Below are 22,198 nucleotides of genomic sequence, written 5' to 3'. Positions count from 1 at the left end.
ATAGGCGTTTGTCCCCTCAGCCGGGCACACAATGCTAGCGTCAAAATCATCGACTACACTAGATTCACCAGAATCAGTCGTGCACGCCGCCAAAAGCAGCACTGCACAAGAAAAAAGCTGTTTCAGGAAGTTGTTCATTTTTTCCCTATATCAATCTCTAATGCATCGAATTGTGTAGTAACCACCACCACTATAGAAATATCCTATCTTTCTATCAAGCGCGACAAGATAATTCCCTGTTTCATATATCGCTGTAGCGGAAAGAAAAACTGCAGAATTCCCCTCTCCTGAGCTTTCATACGAAAATTCCCCTGCAGGTAACACAGAAAAGCCACATGCATCTATTCCCGCTCCCCAGTTGCTATTTTCCCAACCATTTTCGGACTTTAATCTTGAAGCAACAGCCATTGAATCCGTTCCGCCCATATCCGACTGCAAAAGTTCCCATTCAGCCAATTTAGGCAAGTGCCAACCGGGCGGACATACCGAATCAATGAAGTCCCAATTTATGGTATCACGCCCTGTATTCCGATCCTGACCAACATATTTATACAATCTGCCATACAGTTCACACTTCGACTTTGTAGTTCAAGTTTTCGGCCATCCATACTTGGTCACCGATAGTCGTGTACTTATATTCCTGACCATCACGCTCGTCTACAAACGTGCCACGGTTCGGCATGCCATAGGCGTTTGTCCCCTCAGCCGGGCACACAATGCTAGCGTCAAAATCATTGACTACACTAGATTCATCTGAATCCGTCGTGCACGCATTCAAAAGCAGCACCGCACCAGAAAAAAACAGTTTCAGGAAGTTGTTCATTTTTTCCCTAGATCAATCTTTAATACAACGGATAGAAAAGTTATCTCTATCTATACCATCTAAATTACTCACCCATGATTTATTCGAATAAAAGTATATCGTGACAAGCGTTCTATATGAATGCGGAGCTTTAGTCGCCGACCACAATTCAGCAGAATACCCTTCGCCATCCCAATTGGATGACACTGCCGATTTAAGGGAAAAACCACAATCATCTGTACCACCGAGAGGGTCATCTCGATTTAATGGATGCCACCCATCAACAGCCTTTAAGCGTTCACCCGCAATTTCAGCCCCACCCATTTTTTCGATTAATTTATCCCATTCTTTTTGTTCTGGCAAATGCCAGCCCTTGGGACACGCCTCCTGAACAACATCATACGAATATGACAATCCTCGCCCATCACAATTATCTTCTACTGAGCTGCATGATGATGAATACGCATCATACGAGCCAGACTCCATTTTATAATTCAGGTTCTCGGCCATCCACACCTGATTGCCAATAGTTGTATATTTATATACTTGCCCGTCACGATCGTCAACAAACGTGCCTCGTTTGTTTTCCGGACACACCCTGCTGGCGTCAAACACCTCCGGTTCTGTAGAACTTTCAGAACAAGCCAACAAAAGAAAACAAAAGAAGACTATTGCAATGTTTTTCATAAACAACATAATACGAACGAATTTAAAAAAGCATCCATTTTTACTCAAGTAATTATTTAGATACACAACAAGTATCAAAAATAATACAGCAAGGGCTCCCTCGCGGGAGTCTTTAAAATTATTTCAAGACTTTGTTGTAGACGGCGATTTGGCGCTCGATGATTCCGTCCCAGGTGAAGCATTCGTTGATGCGCTTCTGGGAGCCGGCGAGTAGCCGCTTTACAAGTTCCGGGTCGGCGGCGAGGCGCTTGTAGGCGTTTGCGAGGGCCTCGGGGTCTTTTTCGGGAACGAGGATTCCCGTTTCGCCATCAATCACGACATCGGGGATTCCGCCCACATTGCTTGCCACAATCGGGAGGCCGAGTTCCATGGCCTCGATGAGGACGACGCCGAGACCTTCGGTGTCGCCCTTGCTGTCGACAATCGCCGGGAGCGTGAACACGTTGGCAGTCTTGTACTCGCTTGCGAGCGCTTCGGGCGAAAGCTTGCCGGTGAAAATGATTTCGGCAGAATCCGGGGTCGCAGACTCCGAAGCCAGTTTCTTCAATTCATCCGTTAAATCGCCGACGCCGACGATGCGGATTTCGAACTGGTCGCGGGGCAAATACTTGGCCGCTTCAATCAGGTAGCGAATGCCCTTGCGTTCAATGTGGCGCCCGACAAAAAGAATCTTGAACTTACCGTTTACGGCGTGCGGCTCGGTATTCCTTGCACCTTTTTCAAGCGTCGTTCCGTACGGGCTCCACTCAATTTCAACATTACGGAGCGCCTTGATTTTACTAGCGGTAAAGCTAGAGTTCGCAAACACGGCCTGCGCCTGGCTAATGGCAAATTTAAGGAGCGGCTTGACCCATTTCTTTTTGCGGATCAGCAAAAGCTCTGCGCCATGAAAATTCAGCACCAGCGGAATTTTGAACAACTTAGCGGCACCGAGCGCAATGTAGGCGTGCGGGAACGGCCAATGCGCATGAATCACATCGGGCTTAAACTTGCGGCAAATCTTGATGCACTTGAAGAACCCGCTAATGATATAGGGAATCGCCAAAAGCTGGAGCCAAGGCTTGTTCGCCATCTTGCTGGGTGCGCCTTCTTCGTGCGTCAAGAATTCCCAGCTCGCGGGCGCATAGCGGAATCGGTTGACCTTGACGCCATCGATTTCATGGCTCTTTAAGCCCTTGTATGCAGGCGCCAAAACCTGGATATCGAGGCCCGCCTTTTTGAGGTGCGCAATCGAGGCTCGCAGCCAAGGCACCTCGGCATCTTCGTGAAAGCGCGGGTAAACCGAACCAATAACAAGTACTTTAGAAACTGCCATAATTAAACAGCGGTGCTCTCTGGCGTGGGCACGTTCTGAATACAGGCCGGATAGAGAATCGGCTTGATGGTTTTGTCCAAGACATCCTTGACATTTTCAAGGTTGTTCGAGGTCTTCTGTTCAATGCGGCCTTTAATGCGCTGCCAGCCATCAAGCTTGGAATCGAGCAACAGCATGCCGAGTCCCGATTCATGTTCCAAGAATCCGACGATGTCGCTACCGCGGCTACCGCTGCTCAGCACCGCGAAAAGGGAATCCCAGAACTGCATGAAAACGTCTTCGTCAGGCAATTCCTTTTTCAGGGATTCAAAGTCAAATTCAAGATATACAAACGAGCTGTTATCCTCATCACTGCGGATAATTTCTTCTTGACAACGTCTTTCAAAGATCTCTTCGGTATAAATCGAGATACTATACTTGTGTTTTCGTATCAAATTATAGAGCAGCTCTTTCATCATCCACCCAAATTTAGGCTATTTTTACGACATGCAGCGATTGTTAAAATTGAAAAAAGTGCTCAAGAACAGCATTTTGGCGACCTCCGTCGAAAATTTCAAGGGTATCAGGGCCGGAACTGCAAAATACCGTCACCTGACCGAAGACGAAATCCAGATTCTTGAAAAGAACGGCAACCGTTCCGAATCTTGGGACAAGGTCATGGTCGAACCGGACTTCGACCCGAACCGCATTATCCGTTCGTCGTTCATGGGCGAAGTCTACTTGCCCAAATTCTTCGGAACACTTTTATTGCCGGGCGACGTGTCGTTCCCCACAGGCATTTACGACAGCCTTGTACACAATTGCTTTATCGAAAACGCACTGGTCCACAAGGTGGCCATGCTCAGCAACATTCTAGTGCGCAGCAGCGCCGTGGTGCAGAACGTGGGCTCGATTATCAGCAGCGGAAAAATCAGCTACATGATCGGAAACTCCATGCACGTGGGTAACGAAATGGGTGGCCGCAAAATCGCCGTGTTCCCCGAAATCACCATGGAACTGGTCGAAGCCCAACTGTTCCACAAGCCTGAACCCGAAGTCGCAGCAGCCTTCGACGAACAGCTCAAGGCCTACCGCGAAGAAACCGCATTCCCGTTCGGCGTAGTCGGCAAGGGCGCCGTAGTCTGCAACACCAACATCATTCGTAACAGCTGGATTGGCGCACACGCACGCATCGAAGGCGCCGAAAAAATCCGCAATTCCGTGGTGCTTTCTTCGCTCGAAGAACCGAGCCACGTTTACGATTCCGTAATTCTCGAAAATTCGAACGTGCAAAAGTCGGTCACCATTCACACTGGTGCCGAAGTCCAGGGCTCCGTGCTCATGAGCCGCACGACTGTCGCCTGCAAGGCAATCGTCAAGTCTTCGATTATCGCACCCTGCTGCCATATTGAAGAAGGCGAAGTCAATAGCTCTTACGTGGGCCCCATGACCCAAATGCACCACCACTCGCTCTTGATTGCAGCACTCTGGCCCGAAGGTTGCGGAAACCTCGGCTATGGCGCAAACGTAGGCAGCAACCACACCGGCCGTATGCCCGACCAAGAAGTCATGCCCGGTCAGGGAATGTTCTTTGGCCTCGGCGTGAACATCAAGTTCCCCGCAAACTACCGCGAATCTCCATTCACACTGATTGCGACAGGACTCACCACGCTCCCGCAACGCGTGAAGTTCCCGTTCTCGCTAATTCGCCCAGGTGACCCGCAACTCGTGGGAGTGGCCCCGCGCTTGAACGAAATCGTGCCCGGCTGGAACTACGCCCGCAACGCCTACGCACTCGACCGTAACCTTTACAAGTATTCGCTGCGCGGCAAGGGCATTGTGCCCGCCACCTTCTACAGCATCTTTAGCCCCGAAACCGTGCGCTACGTTTTCGACGCCTACCAGCGTCTGCAAGTAAATGCCATTCGCGACATTTACACCAAGGAACACATCGACGGTCTCGGCGAAAACTTTATGCGCGAACGTATTCGCCAGCAAGCGCTCAAGACGTACCAGGAATACATGGAACGTTACGCGCTTGAACAGATTATCACTCTGGTAGTAAACGACCAGAATCTGCAAACGCAACCCGTAAAAGAACTGCGCCGCATGGCCACCAACGACGCGAACAAAGACGTGATGCGCGTGGTAGCCTTGCCCGAAACGTTCGACGAGTTGCTCAAGCGTTACCGCCAGCTCGAAAAGGATTGGTACGAACGCGTGACGCACGGACTCGACAAGGACAACGAACGCGGCCGCCAGATTTTTGACGACTACGACGACGCGCACCCGATCGACAAGGGATTCACCGAATGGGAAAAAGCCCGCGTCGAAGAAAAGCTGCGCAGGCTGAATTCCATTGTTAAAATAGCCAAGCCCGATTAGCTCTGATGAGTTCTGCCACGCTGACACTCGCCCTATTGCTTGCCATTGAATTCGTGGCACGCCTCGTGCTTGAAATTCGCGAGCGAAGGCTTACGCAAATGCGCGGCGGCATCTTTGCCGTACTGCGTTTGATTCCTTTGCTGAACGACATCGTGCCGCTGCCGGAGAACCGTAAGGAGCCTGCCGAAAACGAATTCGTGAAAAAACACGAAGAAGGCCACGCGAGCCTGCGTCACGGCATTTTGCGTAACCTCGCGAAAATCGCCCTGTTGCTGTTGGCCGTATGGCTGTTCGCCTTCTTGCTTGCAAGCCACGGCATGTCGCTTGTGGAATCTGTGCTGTGGTTACACCTGGCGGCCATTCCGTTCCGCACCCTATTCCATCTTTACTGCTGGCACCAGGAATACGAAGCCGACCGCTACGCCTTCGACAAGCTCGGCAAAAAGGTGGCCAAGGCCGCCATGCGAAACCTCGCCGAAAGCGAAATCCCGTATACAAAATTGTTCGCAGTGGTTTACCGCGAACATCCGACGGTCGCCATACGCAGTCAAAAGATTTTGAACAAAGAAATTAAAGCGGCTTAACCAAAGCCGTTTAAATCACGCGCGGGTGAACACGGCCAAGCGCAAGGATAATCGCATTCACCGCGAACGCGGCAATCATCAAGATGTCCCCGGTATGCTGGCCAAGCGAACCCGGTAATGCCGGACACAGTTTACCCGCAAGCGCCAAGATTCCACCCGCCACAATGGCAGTTCCCACAAACTTGGGTTTTGCCTTAAGGCCCAAAAGTCCCCACAGAATCGGCACTGTAAACGCACCCGCATAAACTGCAAGCGCCAACAGGAGCGTGCCAATAATGTCGGTGAATACAAGCGCCAGAATCAAGGCAAGCAAACCGTTCATCAAGATCACCACGCGGGCCTGGAGCAGCGAAGGCTTGCGGCATAATCCGTTAATGATAATGGAACTGCTCAAAAGCGTGGTATCGGCACTGCTCAGCACCACGCTCAAAAGCGCAAGCGCAAATATCGGCAAAAGTGCCGGCGGCAATACCGCATTTGCAATCGCCGTAATACGGGCGCCCTGTACCCCTGCGAGGCTCACGCCGTAAACTGCCAAGAAGCCGATTACGAATGCAACGGGAATCAAGACACATGCCGCCATGCCGATTGCCTTCTTGGCCGTTGCGGCATCTTTCGCGCAAAACATGCGACTGTAAATGTCCGGGCCTGCCGTATACGTGGTACCGTAAGTGAGAATCAAAAGGAACAAGTCGAGCGGTGTGAAGTTCGTATTGAACGGGAACTTGGGCGCCACGCTAGTCGTAGCGCTTACCACCACACTGCCAAACTCGCCACCGCCAAACTTCGCAAAGCCCGCAAGCAACAAGAGACCCGCGATAATCAGGCATGCCTGCAAAAAGTCGGTGCGCAAAATCGAAACCTGGCCGCCCGCAAGCGTGTAACCCGTAAACACCGCCGCCGACACAATCGCCGCCGTAATGTAAGTCATCGAGGTAAACGTCATCAGGAGCTTGGCTGCCGCAATAATCTGGGCCGCCACAATGCCAGTCCATGCAACCGGAATCACAAAAGAGGCAACCAGTCGCGGGCCCTTGCCGTACAAGTTTTCGACCAAGTCCGGCAGCGCGTATTTGCCATGGCTGTAGGCACGACCCGCAAACGGAATCAGCGCCAACAAACCAAGCGCACCCACCAGCATGAACCAGCTCGCGGCCCCGCCGAGTTTTGCGCCGCTATCGACGGCGCCAATCACGGCCGACCCGCCAAGAATCGTCGCGACAAGGCTACCGGCTACCGCCTTCGCCGACGCCCCTTTGCGCGCCACGAAAAAATCCGGAATGTCCTTTACGCGCCGCGCACTGCGCACCGCAATCACAATCAAAAACACCAAGTAGATAATTAAGGCAATATTCATGTTTTCTGTCATGCCCGCAACAGCGGGCATCTCCATTTTGTGAGACAAAATCTAGAATTTCCGACTCATGATAAACATGACCGTGCGCAAATCCCATTCGCTCCCCACCTGCTTTTGCAACAATTCCTCGGTTGTCGGGTAACGGTGATTTTCAAATTTGCGGTCGCGCGAGACAGACGCCATAAGCATGCCGTTCCATTTTTCGCTCACCTTGATCGAAGCCATCGGAGTTATACTCACCGTTACAAAGCTCGGATTGTAATCCTTGTACGCTTTGTCAAAATCATATTCGTGCTTGAAGCCGCTCGCATTCACCGAAAGCATGGCCATAGGCACGCGCTCGAACGGCATCATGTAAATGAGCGTACCGCCGTACTTGTACTTAAAGCCGTTCACCATGTTTTCGTTGCCGGCTTTCCACACCTCTTTATCTTCGGCGCCCGTATATGCAGAATACCGAAGTTCCGCCGTTCCCTTCAAAATAATCTTGGTCCAATCACTCTTGGGCAAAAATGCAAGCAACGGAATCGTGAGCGCCGTATGGTAACGCATGCCGTATGCGTACTCCGTAAACATAGCATCTTGCCGGTAGTTCCTTTTTTCAGTATCGTACACGCCCATGAATGTCGCGGTTTCGCCATAGTTCAGCGCCGTCCCCGTATTCGCCTCGGCACCCAGTTCCAGCAAGTGCATCAACTCGATTGCGGCATCCAGTTTTAGGCCAACCCCGGCAAAGTTCACATCGCCTGCCGCCAGGCCCTTAAAGCTCAGCAGTTTGCCGAAATCCTGCTGCACCTTAAAATGGTACGTGTACGCGGGCACCGCAAACGCAAAAAACGGCCAGTTGTGCAAAGTCTCTGAATTCTTGAGCGAATTGTGCGGCAACAAAAGAGAAACTATCGAAAGCGTACCCTCGCGCGAAGTCTTGAGCCCTGTGCTATCAGCCACCGCAACGGAATCCGTCTTGACAGCAGAGCTGTCGGCAGAATCATCTGCAACAGCGAACGCGGCACCAAACAGCACCGAAACAATCACCAATTTGCAAATTCTTCGCCAAAGCATAAGCCCTTGCGAATATAGATAAACAACCCGCCAAAGTTGCCCCGCACACCCCAAAATTTGTATATTCTTGAGTACAGAGGTTTATATGTCTCGAATTTCTAGCTCTCTCGCAATTCTTTTTACTGCAATCGCATTTTGTGCCACAAGCGCCCTCGCCTTCGATGTATCGGTCAAGGCGAACGTCGATAACGCCCAGGTGTTCGTGGGCGACATGTTCAATTACGAAATCCAGGTGGTGGCCCCCGAAAACGCAGCAGTCGACTTGCCGAGCTTTGTCGGAAACCTCGGCAGTTTCGAAGTCAAAGAAATGAAGAACGAAAAGGTAACCGAAGGCATGCCCAAAGGCACCGCCAAGTTCGTGTGGCTTGCAACGCTCAACACCTTCGTGAGCGGCGACTTCCTGATCGCACCGCAGCAAGTGAGCGCCGTAGTCGGTAGCGACACCGTCAAGACAAGCACCGACCCCGTGGCCGTCAAGGTTTCTACCCGCACCACCGGCGAAGAAGAAGACATTATCGAAGTCGAAGACCCGCTCGACGACCCGCGACTCCCGCAGTGGCTTTACATTGTGCTGATTGTGGTAGGCGTGCTGTTGCTCGTGTTCCTCGGCTGGTTCTTGCATAAAAAGTTTGCAAATGCAGGTGCCGCTCCCAGGCTCCCGCCGTACGAAGAAGCGGTGCTTGCCCTCAAGGAACTCCGCCAGAAGAATTACCTCGCCGAAGGCAATCAAGGCGACTACTTTATGGCCCTCGGATTCATTACCCGCCGCTATATCGAGCGCCGTTTCGAAGTCGATATTCTGGACGCTACCGTGGCCGAACTCAAGCAGCGCATGGCTCACGTGGCAGGCCTTCCGCAGGCCTACAAGGAATCAGTCGTGACGCTCGCCGTCGAAACCGAACCGGTCAAGTTCGCGAAGATGAAGCTTGAAGGCGAACGTTGCCGCTTCTGGGACGAATGGGCCGACCGCCTTTTGGAAGATACAAAGCCCACTCCCGAAGAGGAGCAGGCCAAAAAGGATGCGCTCAAGGCAGCGGTACAAACCGTAAAGGCAGAACGCGCCAAGGCCAGCAAGAAATTATAGACTAGCGGATTGTTTATTCCAAGCCGTAGCTCACAAAGGCGAACCTGCGGCTATCGGGCGCCCAGGAATTCACGTTAATCGTGCCCTGGCCGCCAAACAATCTCAACAACGTGCGCGGCTTGCTCCAGCCGCTTGCATCGCTGCCTGTCATCAGGCGGATTTCGACATCTTTATTCGGAACATGGTCGCCCGGGCGCACATCACTTTCGTGATATGCGATCATGACCACCTTCTTGCGGTCTGGCGAAATATGCGGGAACCAGGTATTCCAATGCGGGTCATCGGTCATCTGCGTCTGCTCGGAACCGTCGGCCTTCATGCGCCAGGCCTGCATACGCCCCGTGCGCACCGAATTAAACCAGATGTATTCGCCGTCGCAGTCATATTCCGGGCCGTCGTTTAGCCCGAGGGCGCTTGTAAGCCGCGTCTCGTTACCGCCCGCGGCAGGAATCGTGTAGATGTCGTATTCACCATTGCGTTCGGCGCAGTAGGCTAGCGTCTTGCCATCGGTCGTAATGCCGTGCAAGTAACTCGGTGCAAGAGGCGTCACCAGTTCCGGCATGCGGCCGTCAAAGTAAATCTTGTAAATGCGCGAAAGGCCATCTTCTTTAGTGTGGTGGCTTACATAAAGGCCCGAACCATCAGAAGCGAGCACGTGGTCGTTATTGCAGTTATCCACAAAGAAACTCGGCACTTCGGTAATCGAGCCACTCTCGAGTTCGTACTTGTAAATCCGACCTTCGCTGTTGTAAGTCAGGAACTTTCCGTCGGCACTCCAGTTCGGCGCCTCGATCACCTTGTCAAATTCCTTGAGCAACGTCGTCTTGCCCGTTTCGATATCGTAAACCTGCAAGAACGACTTGTTGCCAGAACGGTCCCAGACTTCGCCCGGGCTCTGTTCGAACGGGTAAGACACTCCCCAGCTTTCGCGGAGTTTGTCCATCTGCGTCATCATCTGCATGGTCTTTGCATGCGGCATCTCGGGACATTCCTTAAGCCCATTCTCAAGCGCCGCCTTGCAGCCCAGCACTTCGTACTCGTAGCAGTTTTCAATACGCGGCGGAGTCACCGATTCCACAAGCGTGCCAGCAACATCGAACAGCTGGATTTCAACCATGTCGTTCAGGTTCTGCACGCGAATAAAGCCTTCCGTGCCAAAAATCGTACCGTCGTTCTTGAGCGGCGCCACCATAGACGTCTTGAGGTGGGCCACCTGGCCGTTCGCATAAGCCAAGTCAATCCAGTCCGTGGCATCGACACCCGTGTGGAACTTGACGCAGGCACTCTTTGTCTGAACGATATGGTTACCCTGCCCGCCGATTTCGGGGTCCGTCAAGAACAAGTCTGCAAAAGTCAAACTGTAGATGCCCAAGTCCAAAAGCGCACCGCCCGCAAGGGCGGGGTTGCGCAGGCGTTCGATATGCGAAAGCGGCATCGAGAATTCCGCCTCCACGCCATGAACGCGGCCAATCTTACCCGACAGAATCCAGTCGCGTACCATTTGCACCGCCGGCAAAAATCGAGTCCACATGGCCTCGCAAAGGAATGTTCCCTTTTCTTCGGCAAGCGCCACCGCCTGCGAGGCAAGCAACGCATTCGCCGTAAACGCCTTTTCGACAAGCAAGTTTCTGCCATGCTTAAGGCAAAGCATGATGTCGTTAAAATGTTCGGAATGCGGAGTCGCAATGTAGATTAGGTCAACATCGGAATCCTCGGCAAGTTCTGCATAGCTGCCATACGCACGCTTGAATCCGTAATCTGCCGCAAACTTTTGGGCCTTTTCTAAAGTGCGCGATGCCACCGCATACGCCTCTACACCCATACCGCGACTTTCGAGCGCCTTGACTGCTGCCGCCATCTTGGTCGCAATATGCCCACAACCCAGAATTGCAAACTTGAGAACCGATTTATTCATTGCGTAACCTCTTTACAATGAATATAGACTTTTTACAAGCTATTGGGAATATCAAGCCCTTTACCAAGTGGATTCACGTGTATACAGGAGTCACTTGGCGCATGTATACACACTTTTCTAAATTTGCACCCATGAAACGTATCGAAGTGGTAGCAGGTATCATTAAAGATGGCAACAAGATTTTTGCCACGCAGCGCGGCTACGGCGAGCAAAAGGGGTTCTGGGAGTTCCCTGGCGGTAAAATGGAGTGCGGCGAAACCCCGCAACAGGCACTCGAACGCGAACTCAAAGAAGAACTCGCCATCCATGTGAACGTGGGTGATTTTCTTTGCACGGTAGAACACGACTACCCCGCCTTCCATCTGACCATGCACTGCTACTTTTGCACGATTGTTGGCGGCAAGGCTCCAGAACTTTTGGAGCACGAGGCAGCCAAATGGCTCGCCCCTGCAGAACTGCATTCTGTCGACTGGCTGCCCGCCGACATCAAAGTCGTCGAAGCCATTGAAGCGCAATAGCTTTTTTCTATCACTCAAACATTTTGCTATTTTAACATCATGAGCATTCTGAAACACATCGCCACCTTTGCCGTGGCCGCAATTCTTGCTGCAGGCGCCTTCACCACCGTAAACGCTGCAGACGACATCAAAATCGTCAAGGTGAACGACAACAACTTCGAGAGTGAAATCCTGAAATCCAAAACACCGGTCATCCTCGAAATTTCTTCGACCAGTTGCCCGCCCTGCCTTGTCATGATCCCCACCCTCATCAGCATCGCGAAAAACTACAGCGACATCAAGGTCGCCTCGGTAGGTATTGACGAACCGGGTATCGAAAAAATCAAGGCCTCGCTCCCCATTCAGGCATTTCCCACGTTCTTCCTGATTAAAGACGGCAAAATTGTCAACCGCCTCGTTGGCGTCGTCAAAGAAGAAGAAATCTTTGCCGCCATGCAGTATACGCCCAAGAAAAATACTGCCAAGAACACCAAGAAATCCAAAAATTCCCCGAAGAACCTTGTTTGCAAAGTCAACGGCCAGTTTAGCGGCCTCAAGAATTTGGTGACGATTTCGTTTGAATTCGGCGAAAGCGAAATCAAGAATGTCGATATCGTGACCGACGTATTTATTCCGCCCGAAATGGAAGACCATCGCGAAGACATTATCGCAAGAATGCGCGCAAGCGGCAAGGGCGAAGTCACTACCACCCTCACGGGCTTGCAAATTCATATCGACAACGATTGCCGATTCATGAAAGCGATGGACATGAAGCGCACCTCGACCTATGGCGAAATGCGCGCCGGGCTTGAGCTGCAAGGATTCAGCTGTAAGTAAAACTATAGCAAGCATCATTAAAAATGGCAACCTGTTTTTTCCAGGTTGCCATTGATTTTGTATCCAAACTTTTATTTCTGTTGTAATAAAAATAAAAGTTGTAATTAAGATTATTTTTCTATATTTGGCGCTCCGAATTAATTTGGAGGAAATATGAATAACAAAGTTCTTGCTACTACCACGATTGTGGTATTGTCAAGTTTAATATCTAACGTATGGGCAGAAAGACCTGAAGGTGATCCGACTTGCAGTTTTGTTGGTGGGGCATTCTACAAGTCCAACAACACGCTTTATCTGGAATCGATTAACGACGAAGAAGCAAAAGTCGAGCTCAATAACGATGCAGCGAATTGCATAAACAACAGTAAGACCGGCAATTTCAAAATTATTGTTGAACGCAGCACGGCTCTTGCCGCCAACTCTACCATCACCCTGCCGGCCGATTATCAGTCCGCAAACGAATGCATTGATCTTTACGAACCGATCAGCTACGGCAAAGACGAAAACGGCATGTGGGTCACCGCCGAAAAGCATGACATTAACAATGGCGCCGCACACAGGCCCATGCTGATGATCACCGATACCGACAAAGATGAATGCCAAGGCATCAAGGAAATCGAATTCACGGCAACCGGCGTGAGCGCTTCTACACAGACCTCCGTTGAACTCGTATTAAAAAGCGAAGTCAGCAATCAAGGCGACTGGCTCATGCGTGGCACGTACAGCTTTATCCGTTGGACCAAGGACCACGCCGACTTGGGCAAGGTCTATGGCTATGCCGCCAAAACCAAGGGTAAGGTCGAAGCCGGCCAATTCACCAAGGTGGGTACAGGCGCCTTTGTTCCGGCTCTCCGCGCTTACCTGCTTTACCAGGGTGACAAAGCCCTCGAAAAGTCCGTTGAATCCATTGACGCCGAACTGCCCGAAACGATTGACGTGAAACTCATCGACAAAAACGAAGGCACCACGCGTACAGCCCGCTGGAACACGGTCACGGGCGAAATCGTAAAGGTGAATGGTTGGTTTGACCTCAAGGGTCGCAAACTCAATAGCAAGCCCCAAAACAAGGGCATGTTCATCGGTAACACCAAGGTTCAAAAGTAATTATAAGGGGTTGATTTTGGAAAAGAAAGAATATAAAGCACCGAAAATGGAAATCGTCGATTTCGAATATCAGACAATCCTGCTTGACGCAAGCGGTGAAGAAGTATGCGAAGATGGCGACTACTGCGACGAACTCGGCTAAATTATTGATTTAAATAATTCAAGCCACAATTCTTTATTACAAAACAAGACAAAGTATTTTGTCTTGTTTTTTTATTTTACATGTAATATAAATAAAATATCCATTTTAGCCTCTTTTTTCTACATTGCCGCCTGCCAAATTGTTTTTTGGAGGAATCATGAACAAGAAAGCTCTTACTGCCGCCTCCGTTGCGGTTTTGTCTTGCTTCGTTTCAACGGCTTGGGCCGAAAGACCTGACGTAGAAAAGCCGGTGTGCAGTTTCCCGGGCGGAGCATATTACGAATCTAACAACACCATGTATCTGGAATCGATCAACGACGAAAATGCTCGCGTTGAGATTTTGGATGCAGATAAGAATTGCCTTGATGAACATATCAAAGGCGAATTCAACCTTGTAGTGGAACGCAGCACAAAGTTGTCCGCAAATTCAACCATCGTGCTCCCCATGAACTACTCGCCGAAAAGTTCCTGCGTCAAGCTTTACGATCCTTACGCATTCACGACTAATGATGAAGGCGTATGGAATGTTTTTGCCTCCAACACAGCAAATAACGGTGTCGCACACAGAGCCCTGCTCATGATTACCGATACCAACCGCAAGGAATGCCAGGATATCAAGGAAATCGAATTTACAGCAAGCAGCCTGCAGATTGTCAATGAACATACCCACGCTCAATTGGAACGTCAACTTTACAATCCCAAAGACAATACTAACGACTGGGCTCTCGAAGGCACCTACAGCTTTATCCGTTGGGAAAAGGGCGATGCCGACTTAGGTTTGGTCTATGGTTATGCCGCCAAAACCAAGGACAAGGCAGAAGCAGGTCACTTTACCCGCGTGGGTTCTGGCGCCTACCTCCCGCCGATGCGTGCTTACCTCAAGTACATTGGCAAGGCTCCCCTCGCCAAGTCTGTTGAATCCATTGTCGAACTGCCCGAAACCATCGACGTGACGCTTGTCGAAAAAGAAGGCACCACGCGTACGGCCCGCTGGAACATGGCTACCGGCGAAATCGTAAAGGCGAACGGATGGTATGATCTCAAGGGTCGCAAGCTGAACAGCAAGCCCCAAAACAAGGGCATGTTCATCGGTAACACCAAGGTTCAAAAGTAATTATCAGGGGTTGATTATGGAAAAGAAAGAATATACCGCACCGAAAATGGAAATCGTCGATTTCGAATACCAGACAATCCTGCTTGACGCAAGCGGCGAACCGGTAGAAGAATGCGATAGCGATTATTGCGATGAACTCGGCTAATTAAGCCTGCTCGCCCACAATCACCTTGTAGAATTCAAGGAATTGTGCAGGCGAAAGTTCTTCGGCGCGAACGGTTGTCGGATAATCCAGGAGCTCGATTGCTTCCTGGATTTTCTTTTTGTCGTAGGCGCGGCCGAACGAATTGGCAAGCGTCTTGCGCTTTTGAGTGAAGGCGGCGCGCACAAAATCAAAGAAGCCTTCAGGAGCTTGGAGCGCGTCTGCCTTGGGCGTCAAGAGCATGGTAGCGCTATCCACATTGGGGCGCGGGGTAAAATGCTCGGGCCCGATCTTGCGCAAAATCTGCGTGTCGGCGTAAGCGGACACCAGAACAGAGAGGCTGCCATAATTGCTGCTGCAGGGGCTTGCGCAAATGCGCTCGGCGACTTCGAGCTGCACCATTCCCATAAAGCCCTTGGTCAAATGCAGTTTCGGCATCAGGCCCGCGATAATCGCCGTAGACACATTGTACGGCAAGTTTCCCGTGACCCAAGGCTTTTCATGGGCATCTAAAAAAGCCTGCAAGTCAAACTTCAGAAAGTCGATGTTTTCGATGTGGAAATTCTCGCGGCCCTGGAATTTTTCTTGCAAAAATTCCACGCACTGCTCGTCGATTTCGACGGCAGTGAGTTCCACGGCGCGTTCGAGCAAGTGTTCCGTAAGGGCGCCGTGCCCAGGGCCGATTTCAAGCACCCAGTCGCCCGCATTCGCAGGCAAATCGCCCGCAATCATTTGGGCGGTAGGTACATCCAAAAAATTCTGGCCAAATTTACGGCGGCGTGCTCTATCCATACCGCCAAAGATAGAAATAAAAAGCCCGCAATTCAATTGCAGGCCTTTCAAGTTATACTTTAACGATTTTTCTAGAGTCTAGCCTTCACAAGCTTATACAAGTCGGCGAATACAGCATCGGGAGTGCGGTCGGCATCAATAGCCGCAACGCAGTCGCTGTAGTCACGGGCCGCGGCAAGGTACCCCTTGCGCACCCTCTCGAAAAATTCGGCCTTCTCGCTCTCAAGTCGATCGGGTGCCTCGCCCCGCTTCGCGGTGCGCGCGCGTCCCCGCTGCACATCGATATCAAGCACCACCGTCAACTCCGGAAAACAACCGTCGCAAGTGATTTCTGTCAGGCGCTGCACAAGGTCAGCACCCAAGCCGCGGGCATAACCTTGGTAAGCAAACGTGCTCCACGCGAAACGGTCGGCAATCACAATCTTCCCGGCATCAAGCGCGGGCTGAATGATTTCTGCAATCACCTGCGCACGCGCCGCATTGTACAACAGTAGTTCCGTCTTGTCGCTCATGATTCCCTTGAAATTCGTATCCAAAAGAATCTCGCGCACGCGTTCCGAAATTTTCGCGCCGCCCGGTTCGCGCAACTTCACTACGGAATAACCTTCCTTGGTGAGGGCGTCAATCAGCATATCGATCTGGGTCGTTTTGCCCGAACCGTCGATACCTTCCAAACTAAAAAAGTGCTTTGCCGTTTTCATAATCAATTCGCTATTATTTAAAAAGGTAGAAAAAAATCATGGTGCGCCAAGAAAATACTATCTTTACATCGCTTTTTGCAACGAATGGAGTTTTGTATGGCCTCTGAAAATGCGATTATTGAACGTGCCGAAATGTACTTGCGCAAGCTCTCTTGCGGAATCAACCCCCTGACAGACGAAATCCTGCCCGAAGGGGATTCCTGCAAACAGGAACGCATCAGCAAGTGCCTCGCCTACGTCGCATCGCTTTTGCAGCAGCAACTGAACCACGACCAAGTGGCCCCCATGCCCACCGTCGAAAAGCCGCGCATAGCAAAGAAGAACGCGAAGCCCGCCATGCAAGATTTGGCCATCGACGCCGAAACCCTGAAGGGTTACCGCTTCTTTGATTACCCGGTTTCGATTTCCCGCGTGGTGCGCAACGTGAACGAACTTTTGCCCAAGAACATGAACCACCTGCTCTATGCCGACGTGGCAAACTTCCTGGTGCAAGAAGGCATTCTCGAAAGACAGTCCACCGAAAGCGGCACCGACGCCAACCTGCCCACTGCCAAGGGCGAAACCTACGGATTCGAAAAGGGCGAATCGGACCTGCGCGGACACCATAACATTTATACGCAGTGCTGGCAACAGGCGCAGCAGTTCATTCTCGACAACATTCAAAAGTGCGTCGACATTGCAAACGAACGCTTCGCCAAGCGCAAGGCCAACCAGGCTCAAGATTTTCAAGACGACCAGGAATACGCTCCGAAGCGCGTGCAAAGGGAAAAATTCCACCTGACTGCTGAACAGCTGGCCGACTACCCCGCCGAAGACACACCCGTGCCCGTGAGCGAAATCGCACGCCGCCTGAACACCCTTGTTGGCGAGAACATGGAACGCATCTACTACAAAGTCATTCGCGACTGGTACGTGGAACAGGGCTATCTTGAATTCAAGACATCACCCGAAGGCCGCAGCGCATTCCTGCCCACCGAAAAGGGCTCCATGAGCGGACTCTTCGTGGAATCCCGCACCGGCAAAGACGGAGAACTCTACGACGTGGTAATGTACGACGCCAAAGCCCAGAAGCTTTACCTGGACCACCTCGCTAGCGAAAACTAGTAGGGCAAAGAATCAATCCCTTATGCAGCGAATTGCCGCTCCATAATATCTAGATGTCCGTACACCCAAATTTTGCGTTTCAAAAAGCACTCCGGTCATTGTATCATCTTCGCGAAGTGAACGACCATTAAGGAGTGCTTCGATAAGAGCAACATCTGTCGCCCAGAGCCGAGCTTCATACCCATCATATATACTAGATTTTACTATAGTCGGCATTGGCAACATAGCAAAGCCACAATCATCCGTTCCATTAGAAAGCTGGCCAGGATTCAAAGGTGTCCATCCGGCAGCAGCCTTTAGGCGAACCCCAGCACTGTCAATTCCCCCAACATTATTAAAAAGCTCAAGCCATTCCTCATTGCTAGGCAAATGCCATCCGGCAGGGCAAGCGCCAAGCGATTTTGCGATTCCATAGGAGCGCCCCTTTGAAAAACAGTCGTCTTTTACAACACAACTCGAACCACCCTCCCCATCGTCGTAATTCAGATTTTCCGCCATCCAAACACGCCCACCGATAGTAGTGTATTTGTAGGTCTTTCCATCGCGGGCATCTACAAATGTTCCACGATTCGATTCACCATAAGCATTCGTCCCTTCAAGTGGACAAACGACAGATGCATCAAATACATACTCGGCAGATGACCCATTGTCAGAACAAGCCGAGAACAATAATGCAAACAATGCTACGCTAGCAGATAAAATGCTTTTGGTGTATTTCATAATCGTATTCAAAATAATAATTATTGCGAGAGCAATCCGCTTGTTTTTCTACAATCATTTTATTAAATTAAGCACAATCAGTTTTTGAACCATATGAGTTCTTCAACCTGATATTTTTAGATCGATTTTTAGATAGGCCGACGTTTCGGCCCACCCCCAAGAAATAATGGCACAGGGAGCGTGCTGCAACCGGGCTGAGTTTTTTCAAAACTCGGTCTTAAACCGTTTTTCTCCATTGAGAAAGCGAGCCTTAAAAGGCAAAGGACTACATATGACGCTAGAAAATAGTGTACCGGAATTTGCGATTACTACCTCCCGTGAATTTTGGGAACAGAAAACCTACGAAGAAATCAAGAAGCGTACCTATCTCGACCCGCTTTACGATGCCGCATTCAAGGCATTCCTGAACGACGAAAAGGCCTTGGTCAGTTTATTGAACGGAGTCTTCCGATTCGAAGGCGAAAATCGCATTACTTCTGTTACCATCAAGAATACGGAAATCAACATCATCTTCCCGCAAGTCAAGACGTGCAAACTCGATATCCGTGCAACGACATCAAATGGATTCTGCATAAATGTTGAGATGCAGAAGGCCAAGCACAGTCGCTTCATAGAACGCATTCTCTTGCAGCATAGTGCGTTCATGCTCCAGAGCAAGTACGAATGGGATCAGGAATTCCTCAATCAATCGTCAAAGGATCTCACCGATGAAGAACGCTCACGACGCGAAGCATCCCGTTATGAAATACCGCCTACGTTCGCTATTTGGGTCTGTGATTTTCCGCTAGAAAAACAGGACAAATATCGCGGTACCTGGGCTATCCGCAACGAAAAAGGCTTGACAATCACCGAAAAAGTGAAGTATATTTTATATGATTTAACGCGATTCAACAAGACGCTTGACGACATCAGAACCGATGAAGACCGTTGGCTTTACTTGCTCAAGAACGCAGGTACATCCAACGACCTCCCCGATTTCGATGACGATATCATCGCGCAAGCGATAAAGCGCCTTCTTGTGAAAACCGCCTCGGAAAAACTTCTCAAGGAACAGGCAAAGAACATGGTGATGACGGAAGAAGAACTCGATTATCTGGCCTCGCTGAGGGTCCGCGCCCGTGCTGAAGGTCATGCTGAAGGTCATGCCGAAGGTCGTGCCGAAGGTCGATCCGAAGGAAAAAACGAAGGACACGCCGATGCAATCAGCGTGTTGCAAGATATGGGGTTTCCGCCGGAAAAGATTGCCGAAGCCAAGGCCAGACTTGATGCGTTGAATTCTTCGAAATAGTCCTCATTCATCCGCTAATTCCCCTATGAAAAGGCAAATTAATATTCCATTCATTTGCGCTCTTTTTTCGGCCGCACTGTTTTCCGCCTGTGACGACGGTTCCTCTGCTTCCGATAAATCCGACACCTTCGATGCGGCGGTGGTTTGCCCGGCAGACGGTATGAACGCCTACGGAGAACCGAACCGTGGTACCTTTACCGATGCCCGCGATGGTCAGGTTTATAAGTACACAACTATCGGAAACCAGGTATGGATGGCAGAGAACCTGAAATTCGATGCACCTTACAGTTTGTGCTATGGCAAAATTGATGGATTCTGCGATACATTTGGAAGATTCTATTCGTTGCATGTAAATGGTGAACTTTTTGATTTATTTGATCAAGAACTGCTAGATACAATCTGCCCTGCAGGTTGGCATGTACCTTCTACAGATGAGTGGACATTATTGTCAATTACTATGGGTGAAGGAGCAGAAGCTATGTCTAGATTAAAAAGTCCCGATGACTTTGGAACATTTTATACGCCGGGTACTGATGATTGTGGATATAATGCTTTGCCCGCTGGGTATTGGCTAATGAATGGAAACGTTTCTGGAGAATACTCCTCATGCGTTTATTGGACTTCTACAGCCGCAAATGTGAATACTTCTTATTTGGTTGCATTCAATGGGAAAGGTATCTCCTTTGGAGTAAATCAGCCTAAGATGTCCATTCGTTGTGTAAGAAATTAATGAAATACCAAACGAATTTTTGGGGCGCTCTTTTTTCGGCCGCACTGTTTTCCGCCTGTGACGATGGTTCCTCCGCGCCCGAGGAGCCCGTTGACACCTTCGAAGCGGCGGTGGTTTGCCCGGCAGACGGTATGAACGCCTACGGAGAACCGAACCGTGGAACTTTTACCGATGCTCGCGATGGTCAAGTTTATAAGTATACAACTATCGGCAACCAGGTGTGGATGGCAGAGAACTTGAAGTTTGACGCACCCTATAGCCTTTGCTACGACAAAATCGAAGGTTTTTGCGACACTTTTGGAAGGTTTTATACTCTCCACACAAATGGTGAAGACTTGGGCTTATTCGACCAGGAACTATTGGATACGATTTGCCCCGCAGGGTGGCATGTTCCGTCAGCAGACGAGTGGACATTATTGTCAATCACTATGGGGGATGGTGCAGAAGCGTCGTCTAGGTTAAAAAGTTCCGATGATTTTGGAGCACAATATACACCAGGAACAGATGATTGTGGCTATAATGCTTCGCCTGCTGGATATTGGCTTTTAGATGGAACTGTTTCTGGAGAGTTCTCCTCATGTACTTATTGGACTTCTACGGCCAAAAATGTGAATTCTTCTTATTTAGTTGGGTTAGGTAGGAAAGGGATTTTTTTTGAAATAAATGAGCCTAAAATGTCTATTCGTTGTGTAAAAGATTAATGAAACACCAAACGAATTTTGAGACACTCTTTTTTGCAGCGGCACTATTTTCCGCCTGTTTTGATAATAGTTCCTCCGCAGATTCCGCAAATAAATTCGACGCCGCGGTGGTATGCCCTGTCGAAGGTACCAATGTCTATGGCGACCCGAATCGTGGAACCTTTACCGACGCTCGCGATGGCCAGGTTTATAAATACACGACTATCGGCAAACAGGTATGGATGGCCGAAAACCTGAAATTCGATGCGCCTTACAGTTTGTGCTATGGTAAAATCGATGGATTTTGCAATACATTCGGCAAGTTCTATTCCCTGTTTGAAAATGGTGAAGATCTGGGGTTGTTTGACCAGGAACTATTGGATACGATTTGCCCTGCGGGCTGGCATGTTCCATCTGCTGATGAGTGGACATTATTATCAATCACTATGGGGGATGGTGCAGAAGCCATGCCTAGGCTAAAAAGTTCCGATGACTTTGGATCACTTTATAAGCCAGGTACTGATGATTGCGGGTTTAACGCTTTACCCGCCGGTTCTTGGCTAAAAGACGGAAGTACATCTGGTACATATGTTCGTTGTTCTTATTGGACTTCTACTGCTATAAATATGAAAACCGCCTATTCTGTCGGGCTCAGTCCAAAGGGAATCTCTTATGGCATAAATGATCCTAAATTGCCTATACGTTGTGTAAGGAATTAATTGTATTGACAAATTCGTTATCCCAAATCTTCTGTATTCTTTTTGCAGCTACATTACTTTGCGCCTGCGACGATGGTTCCTCCGCTCCAGAAGAACCCGTTGACACCTTCGATGCGGCGGTGGTTTGCCCTGCGGAGGGTACGAACGCATACGGCGAACCGAATCGTGGAACCTTTACCGACGCTCGCGATGGGCAGGTGTACAAGTACACAACTATTGGTAATCAGGTATGGATGGCAGAGAATTTGAAGTTCGATGCTCCCTATAGCCTGTGCTACGGCAAGATTGATGGGTTTTGCGATACATTCGGAAGGTTTTATTCGTTGCATGAAGACGCTGAAACCTTGGGTCTTTTTGATCAAGAGTTGTTAGATACAATTTGTCCTGCTGGTTGGCATGTGCCTTCTGTTGAAGAGTGGACTCAATTGGCAGAAAGTATGGGTGGATTAGAAAAGGCG

At 50.0% G+C, this 22,198-nt stretch carries 24 protein-coding genes and 2 pseudogenes; 15 read left to right on the top strand and 11 right to left on the bottom strand.

What is annotated here, in order from left to right; translation table 11 throughout:
• Positions 1 to 150 precede the first annotated feature (150 nt).
• The 4 genes and pseudogenes from QZN53_RS11530 to QZN53_RS11515 all read right to left on the bottom strand — a co-directional run bounded on the left by QZN53_RS11530 (position 151) and on the right by QZN53_RS11515 (position 3,262).
• Positions 151 to 682, bottom strand: a pseudogene (locus QZN53_RS11530) (FISUMP domain-containing protein).
• 153 nt (positions 683 to 835) lie between these two features.
• The gene (locus QZN53_RS11525) at positions 836 to 1,489 is read right to left on the bottom strand and encodes an FISUMP domain-containing protein (protein WP_163439085.1); all 654 of its coding nucleotides are present in this window, start codon (positions 1,487 to 1,489) and stop codon (positions 836 to 838) included.
• A gap of 118 nt (positions 1,490 to 1,607) precedes the next feature.
• Complete coding sequence (locus QZN53_RS11520; RefSeq protein WP_163439084.1) at positions 1,608 to 2,804, bottom strand: glycosyltransferase; 1,197 nt, start codon at positions 2,802 to 2,804, stop codon at positions 1,608 to 1,610.
• 2 nt (positions 2,805 to 2,806) lie between these two features.
• On the bottom strand, positions 2,807 to 3,262 hold the full coding sequence (locus tag QZN53_RS11515; protein ID WP_163439083.1) for a hypothetical protein: 456 nt from the start codon (positions 3,260 to 3,262) through the stop codon (positions 2,807 to 2,809).
• A 28-nt stretch (positions 3,263 to 3,290) separates the two neighbouring features.
• Here QZN53_RS11515 and QZN53_RS11510 point away from each other — a divergent pair, with 28 nt between their 5' ends.
• Positions 3,291 to 5,168, top strand: a complete 1,878-nt coding sequence (locus tag QZN53_RS11510) for a DUF4954 family protein (RefSeq protein ID WP_163439082.1) — start codon at positions 3,291 to 3,293, stop codon at positions 5,166 to 5,168.
• 5 nt (positions 5,169 to 5,173) lie between these two features.
• Positions 5,174 to 5,752 (top strand): M48 family metalloprotease, encoded by a 579-nt coding sequence (locus QZN53_RS11505; RefSeq protein WP_163439081.1) that lies wholly within the window; start codon positions 5,174 to 5,176, stop codon positions 5,750 to 5,752.
• A gap of 10 nt (positions 5,753 to 5,762) precedes the next feature.
• Here the strand turns inward: QZN53_RS11505 and QZN53_RS11500 are convergent, their stop codons facing one another.
• Together QZN53_RS11500 and QZN53_RS11495 are read right to left on the bottom strand one after the other, a co-directional pair.
• On the bottom strand, positions 5,763 to 7,145 hold the full coding sequence (locus QZN53_RS11500) for a sodium:solute symporter (protein WP_163439080.1): 1,383 nt from the start codon (positions 7,143 to 7,145) through the stop codon (positions 5,763 to 5,765).
• 15 nt (positions 7,146 to 7,160) lie between these two features.
• Positions 7,161 to 8,171, bottom strand: a complete 1,011-nt coding sequence (locus QZN53_RS11495) for a hypothetical protein (protein ID WP_163439079.1) — start codon at positions 8,169 to 8,171, stop codon at positions 7,161 to 7,163.
• Between the two features lie 85 nt (positions 8,172 to 8,256).
• Between QZN53_RS11495 and QZN53_RS11490 the strand changes: the two genes are divergently transcribed.
• Positions 8,257 to 9,255 (top strand): hypothetical protein, encoded by a 999-nt coding sequence (locus tag QZN53_RS11490; protein WP_294653226.1) that lies wholly within the window; start codon positions 8,257 to 8,259, stop codon positions 9,253 to 9,255.
• Positions 9,256 to 9,268: 13 nt separating this feature from the next.
• On the opposite strand, the gene QZN53_RS13000 is transcribed toward QZN53_RS11490, so the two are convergent.
• Positions 9,269 to 10,198, bottom strand: a complete 930-nt coding sequence (locus QZN53_RS13000) for a TolB family protein (RefSeq protein ID WP_367269192.1) — start codon at positions 10,196 to 10,198, stop codon at positions 9,269 to 9,271.
• Positions 10,199 to 10,810: 612 nt separating this feature from the next.
• Positions 10,811 to 11,170: pseudogene (locus QZN53_RS12995) on the bottom strand (Gfo/Idh/MocA family protein); the annotation flags it as partial.
• A 131-nt stretch (positions 11,171 to 11,301) separates the two neighbouring features.
• On the opposite strand from QZN53_RS12995, the gene QZN53_RS11480 reads away from it, so the two are divergent.
• From QZN53_RS11480 to QZN53_RS11455, 6 genes are all read left to right on the top strand, one after another.
• On the top strand, positions 11,302 to 11,688 hold the full coding sequence (locus QZN53_RS11480; protein ID WP_163439077.1) for a (deoxy)nucleoside triphosphate pyrophosphohydrolase: 387 nt from the start codon (positions 11,302 to 11,304) through the stop codon (positions 11,686 to 11,688).
• Positions 11,689 to 11,727: 39 nt separating this feature from the next.
• On the top strand, positions 11,728 to 12,504 hold the full coding sequence (locus QZN53_RS11475; protein WP_163439076.1) for a co-chaperone YbbN: 777 nt from the start codon (positions 11,728 to 11,730) through the stop codon (positions 12,502 to 12,504).
• Positions 12,505 to 12,657: 153 nt separating this feature from the next.
• Entirely contained in the window at positions 12,658 to 13,608 is a 951-nt protein-coding gene (locus QZN53_RS11470; RefSeq protein ID WP_163439075.1) for a hypothetical protein, read from the top strand.
• 16 nt (positions 13,609 to 13,624) lie between these two features.
• Complete coding sequence (locus tag QZN53_RS11465) at positions 13,625 to 13,750, top strand: hypothetical protein (protein ID WP_294653221.1); 126 nt, start codon at positions 13,625 to 13,627, stop codon at positions 13,748 to 13,750.
• Positions 13,751 to 13,907: 157 nt separating this feature from the next.
• Positions 13,908 to 14,864, top strand: coding sequence for a hypothetical protein (locus QZN53_RS11460; protein ID WP_163439074.1), 957 nt, complete (start codon positions 13,908 to 13,910; stop codon positions 14,862 to 14,864).
• 16 nt (positions 14,865 to 14,880) lie between these two features.
• Entirely contained in the window at positions 14,881 to 15,009 is a 129-nt protein-coding gene (locus QZN53_RS11455) for a hypothetical protein (RefSeq protein WP_294653219.1), read from the top strand.
• Here QZN53_RS11455 and rsmA read toward each other — a convergent pair whose 3' ends face one another.
• Together rsmA and tmk are read right to left on the bottom strand one after the other, a co-directional pair.
• A complete protein-coding gene (gene rsmA, locus QZN53_RS11450; RefSeq protein WP_163439073.1) occupies positions 15,010 to 15,798 on the bottom strand; it encodes a 16S rRNA (adenine(1518)-N(6)/adenine(1519)-N(6))-dimethyltransferase RsmA in 789 nt (262 codons plus the stop codon). It abuts the gene before it with no gap.
• A 71-nt stretch (positions 15,799 to 15,869) separates the two neighbouring features.
• Entirely contained in the window at positions 15,870 to 16,499 is a 630-nt protein-coding gene (tmk, locus tag QZN53_RS11445; protein ID WP_163439072.1) for a dTMP kinase, read from the bottom strand.
• 96 nt (positions 16,500 to 16,595) lie between these two features.
• Here tmk and QZN53_RS11440 point away from each other — a divergent pair, with 96 nt between their 5' ends.
• Entirely contained in the window at positions 16,596 to 17,603 is a 1,008-nt protein-coding gene (locus QZN53_RS11440) for a hypothetical protein (protein ID WP_294653216.1), read from the top strand.
• Positions 17,604 to 17,615: 12 nt separating this feature from the next.
• Here the strand turns inward: QZN53_RS11440 and QZN53_RS11435 are convergent, their stop codons facing one another.
• Entirely contained in the window at positions 17,616 to 18,323 is a 708-nt protein-coding gene (locus QZN53_RS11435) for an FISUMP domain-containing protein (RefSeq protein ID WP_163439070.1), read from the bottom strand.
• Between the two features lie 271 nt (positions 18,324 to 18,594).
• Between QZN53_RS11435 and QZN53_RS11430 the strand changes: the two genes are divergently transcribed.
• The 5 genes from QZN53_RS11430 to QZN53_RS11410 all read left to right on the top strand — a co-directional run.
• Positions 18,595 to 19,611 carry an Rpn family recombination-promoting nuclease/putative transposase gene (locus QZN53_RS11430; protein WP_163439069.1) on the top strand — a complete coding sequence of 339 codons (1,017 nt, stop codon included), beginning with the start codon at positions 18,595 to 18,597 and terminating at the stop codon, positions 19,609 to 19,611.
• 25 nt (positions 19,612 to 19,636) lie between these two features.
• The gene (locus QZN53_RS11425) at positions 19,637 to 20,341 is read left to right on the top strand and encodes an FISUMP domain-containing protein (protein ID WP_163439068.1); all 705 of its coding nucleotides are present in this window, start codon (positions 19,637 to 19,639) and stop codon (positions 20,339 to 20,341) included.
• Positions 20,341 to 21,042 (top strand): FISUMP domain-containing protein, encoded by a 702-nt coding sequence (locus QZN53_RS11420; RefSeq protein ID WP_163439067.1) that lies wholly within the window; start codon positions 20,341 to 20,343, stop codon positions 21,040 to 21,042. The genes QZN53_RS11425 and QZN53_RS11420 overlap by 1 nt, the downstream gene beginning before the upstream one ends.
• Positions 21,042 to 21,740 (top strand): FISUMP domain-containing protein, encoded by a 699-nt coding sequence (locus tag QZN53_RS11415; protein WP_163439066.1) that lies wholly within the window; start codon positions 21,042 to 21,044, stop codon positions 21,738 to 21,740. Before QZN53_RS11420 ends, QZN53_RS11415 begins: the two co-directional genes overlap by 1 nt.
• Positions 21,741 to 21,745: 5 nt before the next feature.
• Positions 21,746 to 22,198: FISUMP domain-containing protein (locus QZN53_RS11410; RefSeq protein ID WP_294653211.1), on the top strand; the 453-nt coding region annotated here is incomplete at its 3' end.

Source organism: uncultured Fibrobacter sp., assembly GCF_900316465.1.
Taxonomy (GTDB): domain Bacteria; phylum Fibrobacterota; class Fibrobacteria; order Fibrobacterales; family Fibrobacteraceae; genus Fibrobacter.
The sequence above is the reverse complement of the archived record's forward strand: the minus strand, read 5'-3'. Positions and strand labels throughout refer to the sequence as shown.

What these genes read in the sequence shown, in the direction of transcription:
- QZN53_RS11455 (WP_294653219.1), top strand. Translation starts at nt 14,881, where the DNA reads ATGGAAAAGAAAGAATATACCGCACCGAAAATGGAAATCGTCGATTTC.
- QZN53_RS11515 (WP_163439083.1), bottom strand. Translation starts at nt 3,262, where the DNA reads ATGATGAAAGAGCTGCTCTATAATTTGATACGAAAACACAAGTATAGT.
- QZN53_RS11510 (WP_163439082.1), top strand. Translation starts at nt 3,291, where the DNA reads ATGCAGCGATTGTTAAAATTGAAAAAAGTGCTCAAGAACAGCATTTTG.
- tmk (WP_163439072.1), bottom strand. Translation starts at nt 16,499, where the DNA reads ATGAAAACGGCAAAGCACTTTTTTAGTTTGGAAGGTATCGACGGTTCG.
- QZN53_RS11490 (WP_294653226.1), top strand. Translation starts at nt 8,257, where the DNA reads ATGTCTCGAATTTCTAGCTCTCTCGCAATTCTTTTTACTGCAATCGCA.
- QZN53_RS11495 (WP_163439079.1), bottom strand. Translation starts at nt 8,171, where the DNA reads ATGCTTTGGCGAAGAATTTGCAAATTGGTGATTGTTTCGGTGCTGTTT.
- QZN53_RS11470 (WP_163439075.1), top strand. Translation starts at nt 12,658, where the DNA reads ATGAATAACAAAGTTCTTGCTACTACCACGATTGTGGTATTGTCAAGT.
- QZN53_RS11420 (WP_163439067.1), top strand. Translation starts at nt 20,341, where the DNA reads ATGAAATACCAAACGAATTTTTGGGGCGCTCTTTTTTCGGCCGCACTG.
- QZN53_RS11500 (WP_163439080.1), bottom strand. Translation starts at nt 7,145, where the DNA reads ATGGAGATGCCCGCTGTTGCGGGCATGACAGAAAACATGAATATTGCC.
- QZN53_RS11475 (WP_163439076.1), top strand. Translation starts at nt 11,728, where the DNA reads ATGAGCATTCTGAAACACATCGCCACCTTTGCCGTGGCCGCAATTCTT.
- QZN53_RS11435 (WP_163439070.1), bottom strand. Translation starts at nt 18,323, where the DNA reads ATGAAATACACCAAAAGCATTTTATCTGCTAGCGTAGCATTGTTTGCA.
- QZN53_RS11415 (WP_163439066.1), top strand. Translation starts at nt 21,042, where the DNA reads ATGAAACACCAAACGAATTTTGAGACACTCTTTTTTGCAGCGGCACTA.
- rsmA (WP_163439073.1), bottom strand. Translation starts at nt 15,798, where the DNA reads ATGGATAGAGCACGCCGCCGTAAATTTGGCCAGAATTTTTTGGATGTA.
- QZN53_RS11525 (WP_163439085.1), bottom strand. Translation starts at nt 1,489, where the DNA reads ATGAAAAACATTGCAATAGTCTTCTTTTGTTTTCTTTTGTTGGCTTGT.
- QZN53_RS11505 (WP_163439081.1), top strand. Translation starts at nt 5,174, where the DNA reads ATGAGTTCTGCCACGCTGACACTCGCCCTATTGCTTGCCATTGAATTC.
- QZN53_RS11440 (WP_294653216.1), top strand. Translation starts at nt 16,596, where the DNA reads ATGGCCTCTGAAAATGCGATTATTGAACGTGCCGAAATGTACTTGCGC.
- QZN53_RS11425 (WP_163439068.1), top strand. Translation starts at nt 19,637, where the DNA reads ATGAAAAGGCAAATTAATATTCCATTCATTTGCGCTCTTTTTTCGGCC.
- QZN53_RS11430 (WP_163439069.1), top strand. Translation starts at nt 18,595, where the DNA reads ATGACGCTAGAAAATAGTGTACCGGAATTTGCGATTACTACCTCCCGT.
- QZN53_RS11480 (WP_163439077.1), top strand. Translation starts at nt 11,302, where the DNA reads ATGAAACGTATCGAAGTGGTAGCAGGTATCATTAAAGATGGCAACAAG.
- QZN53_RS11520 (WP_163439084.1), bottom strand. Translation starts at nt 2,804, where the DNA reads ATGGCAGTTTCTAAAGTACTTGTTATTGGTTCGGTTTACCCGCGCTTT.
- QZN53_RS13000 (WP_367269192.1), bottom strand. Translation starts at nt 10,198, where the DNA reads ATGGACAAACTCCGCGAAAGCTGGGGAGTGTCTTACCCGTTCGAACAG.
- QZN53_RS11460 (WP_163439074.1), top strand. Translation starts at nt 13,908, where the DNA reads ATGAACAAGAAAGCTCTTACTGCCGCCTCCGTTGCGGTTTTGTCTTGC.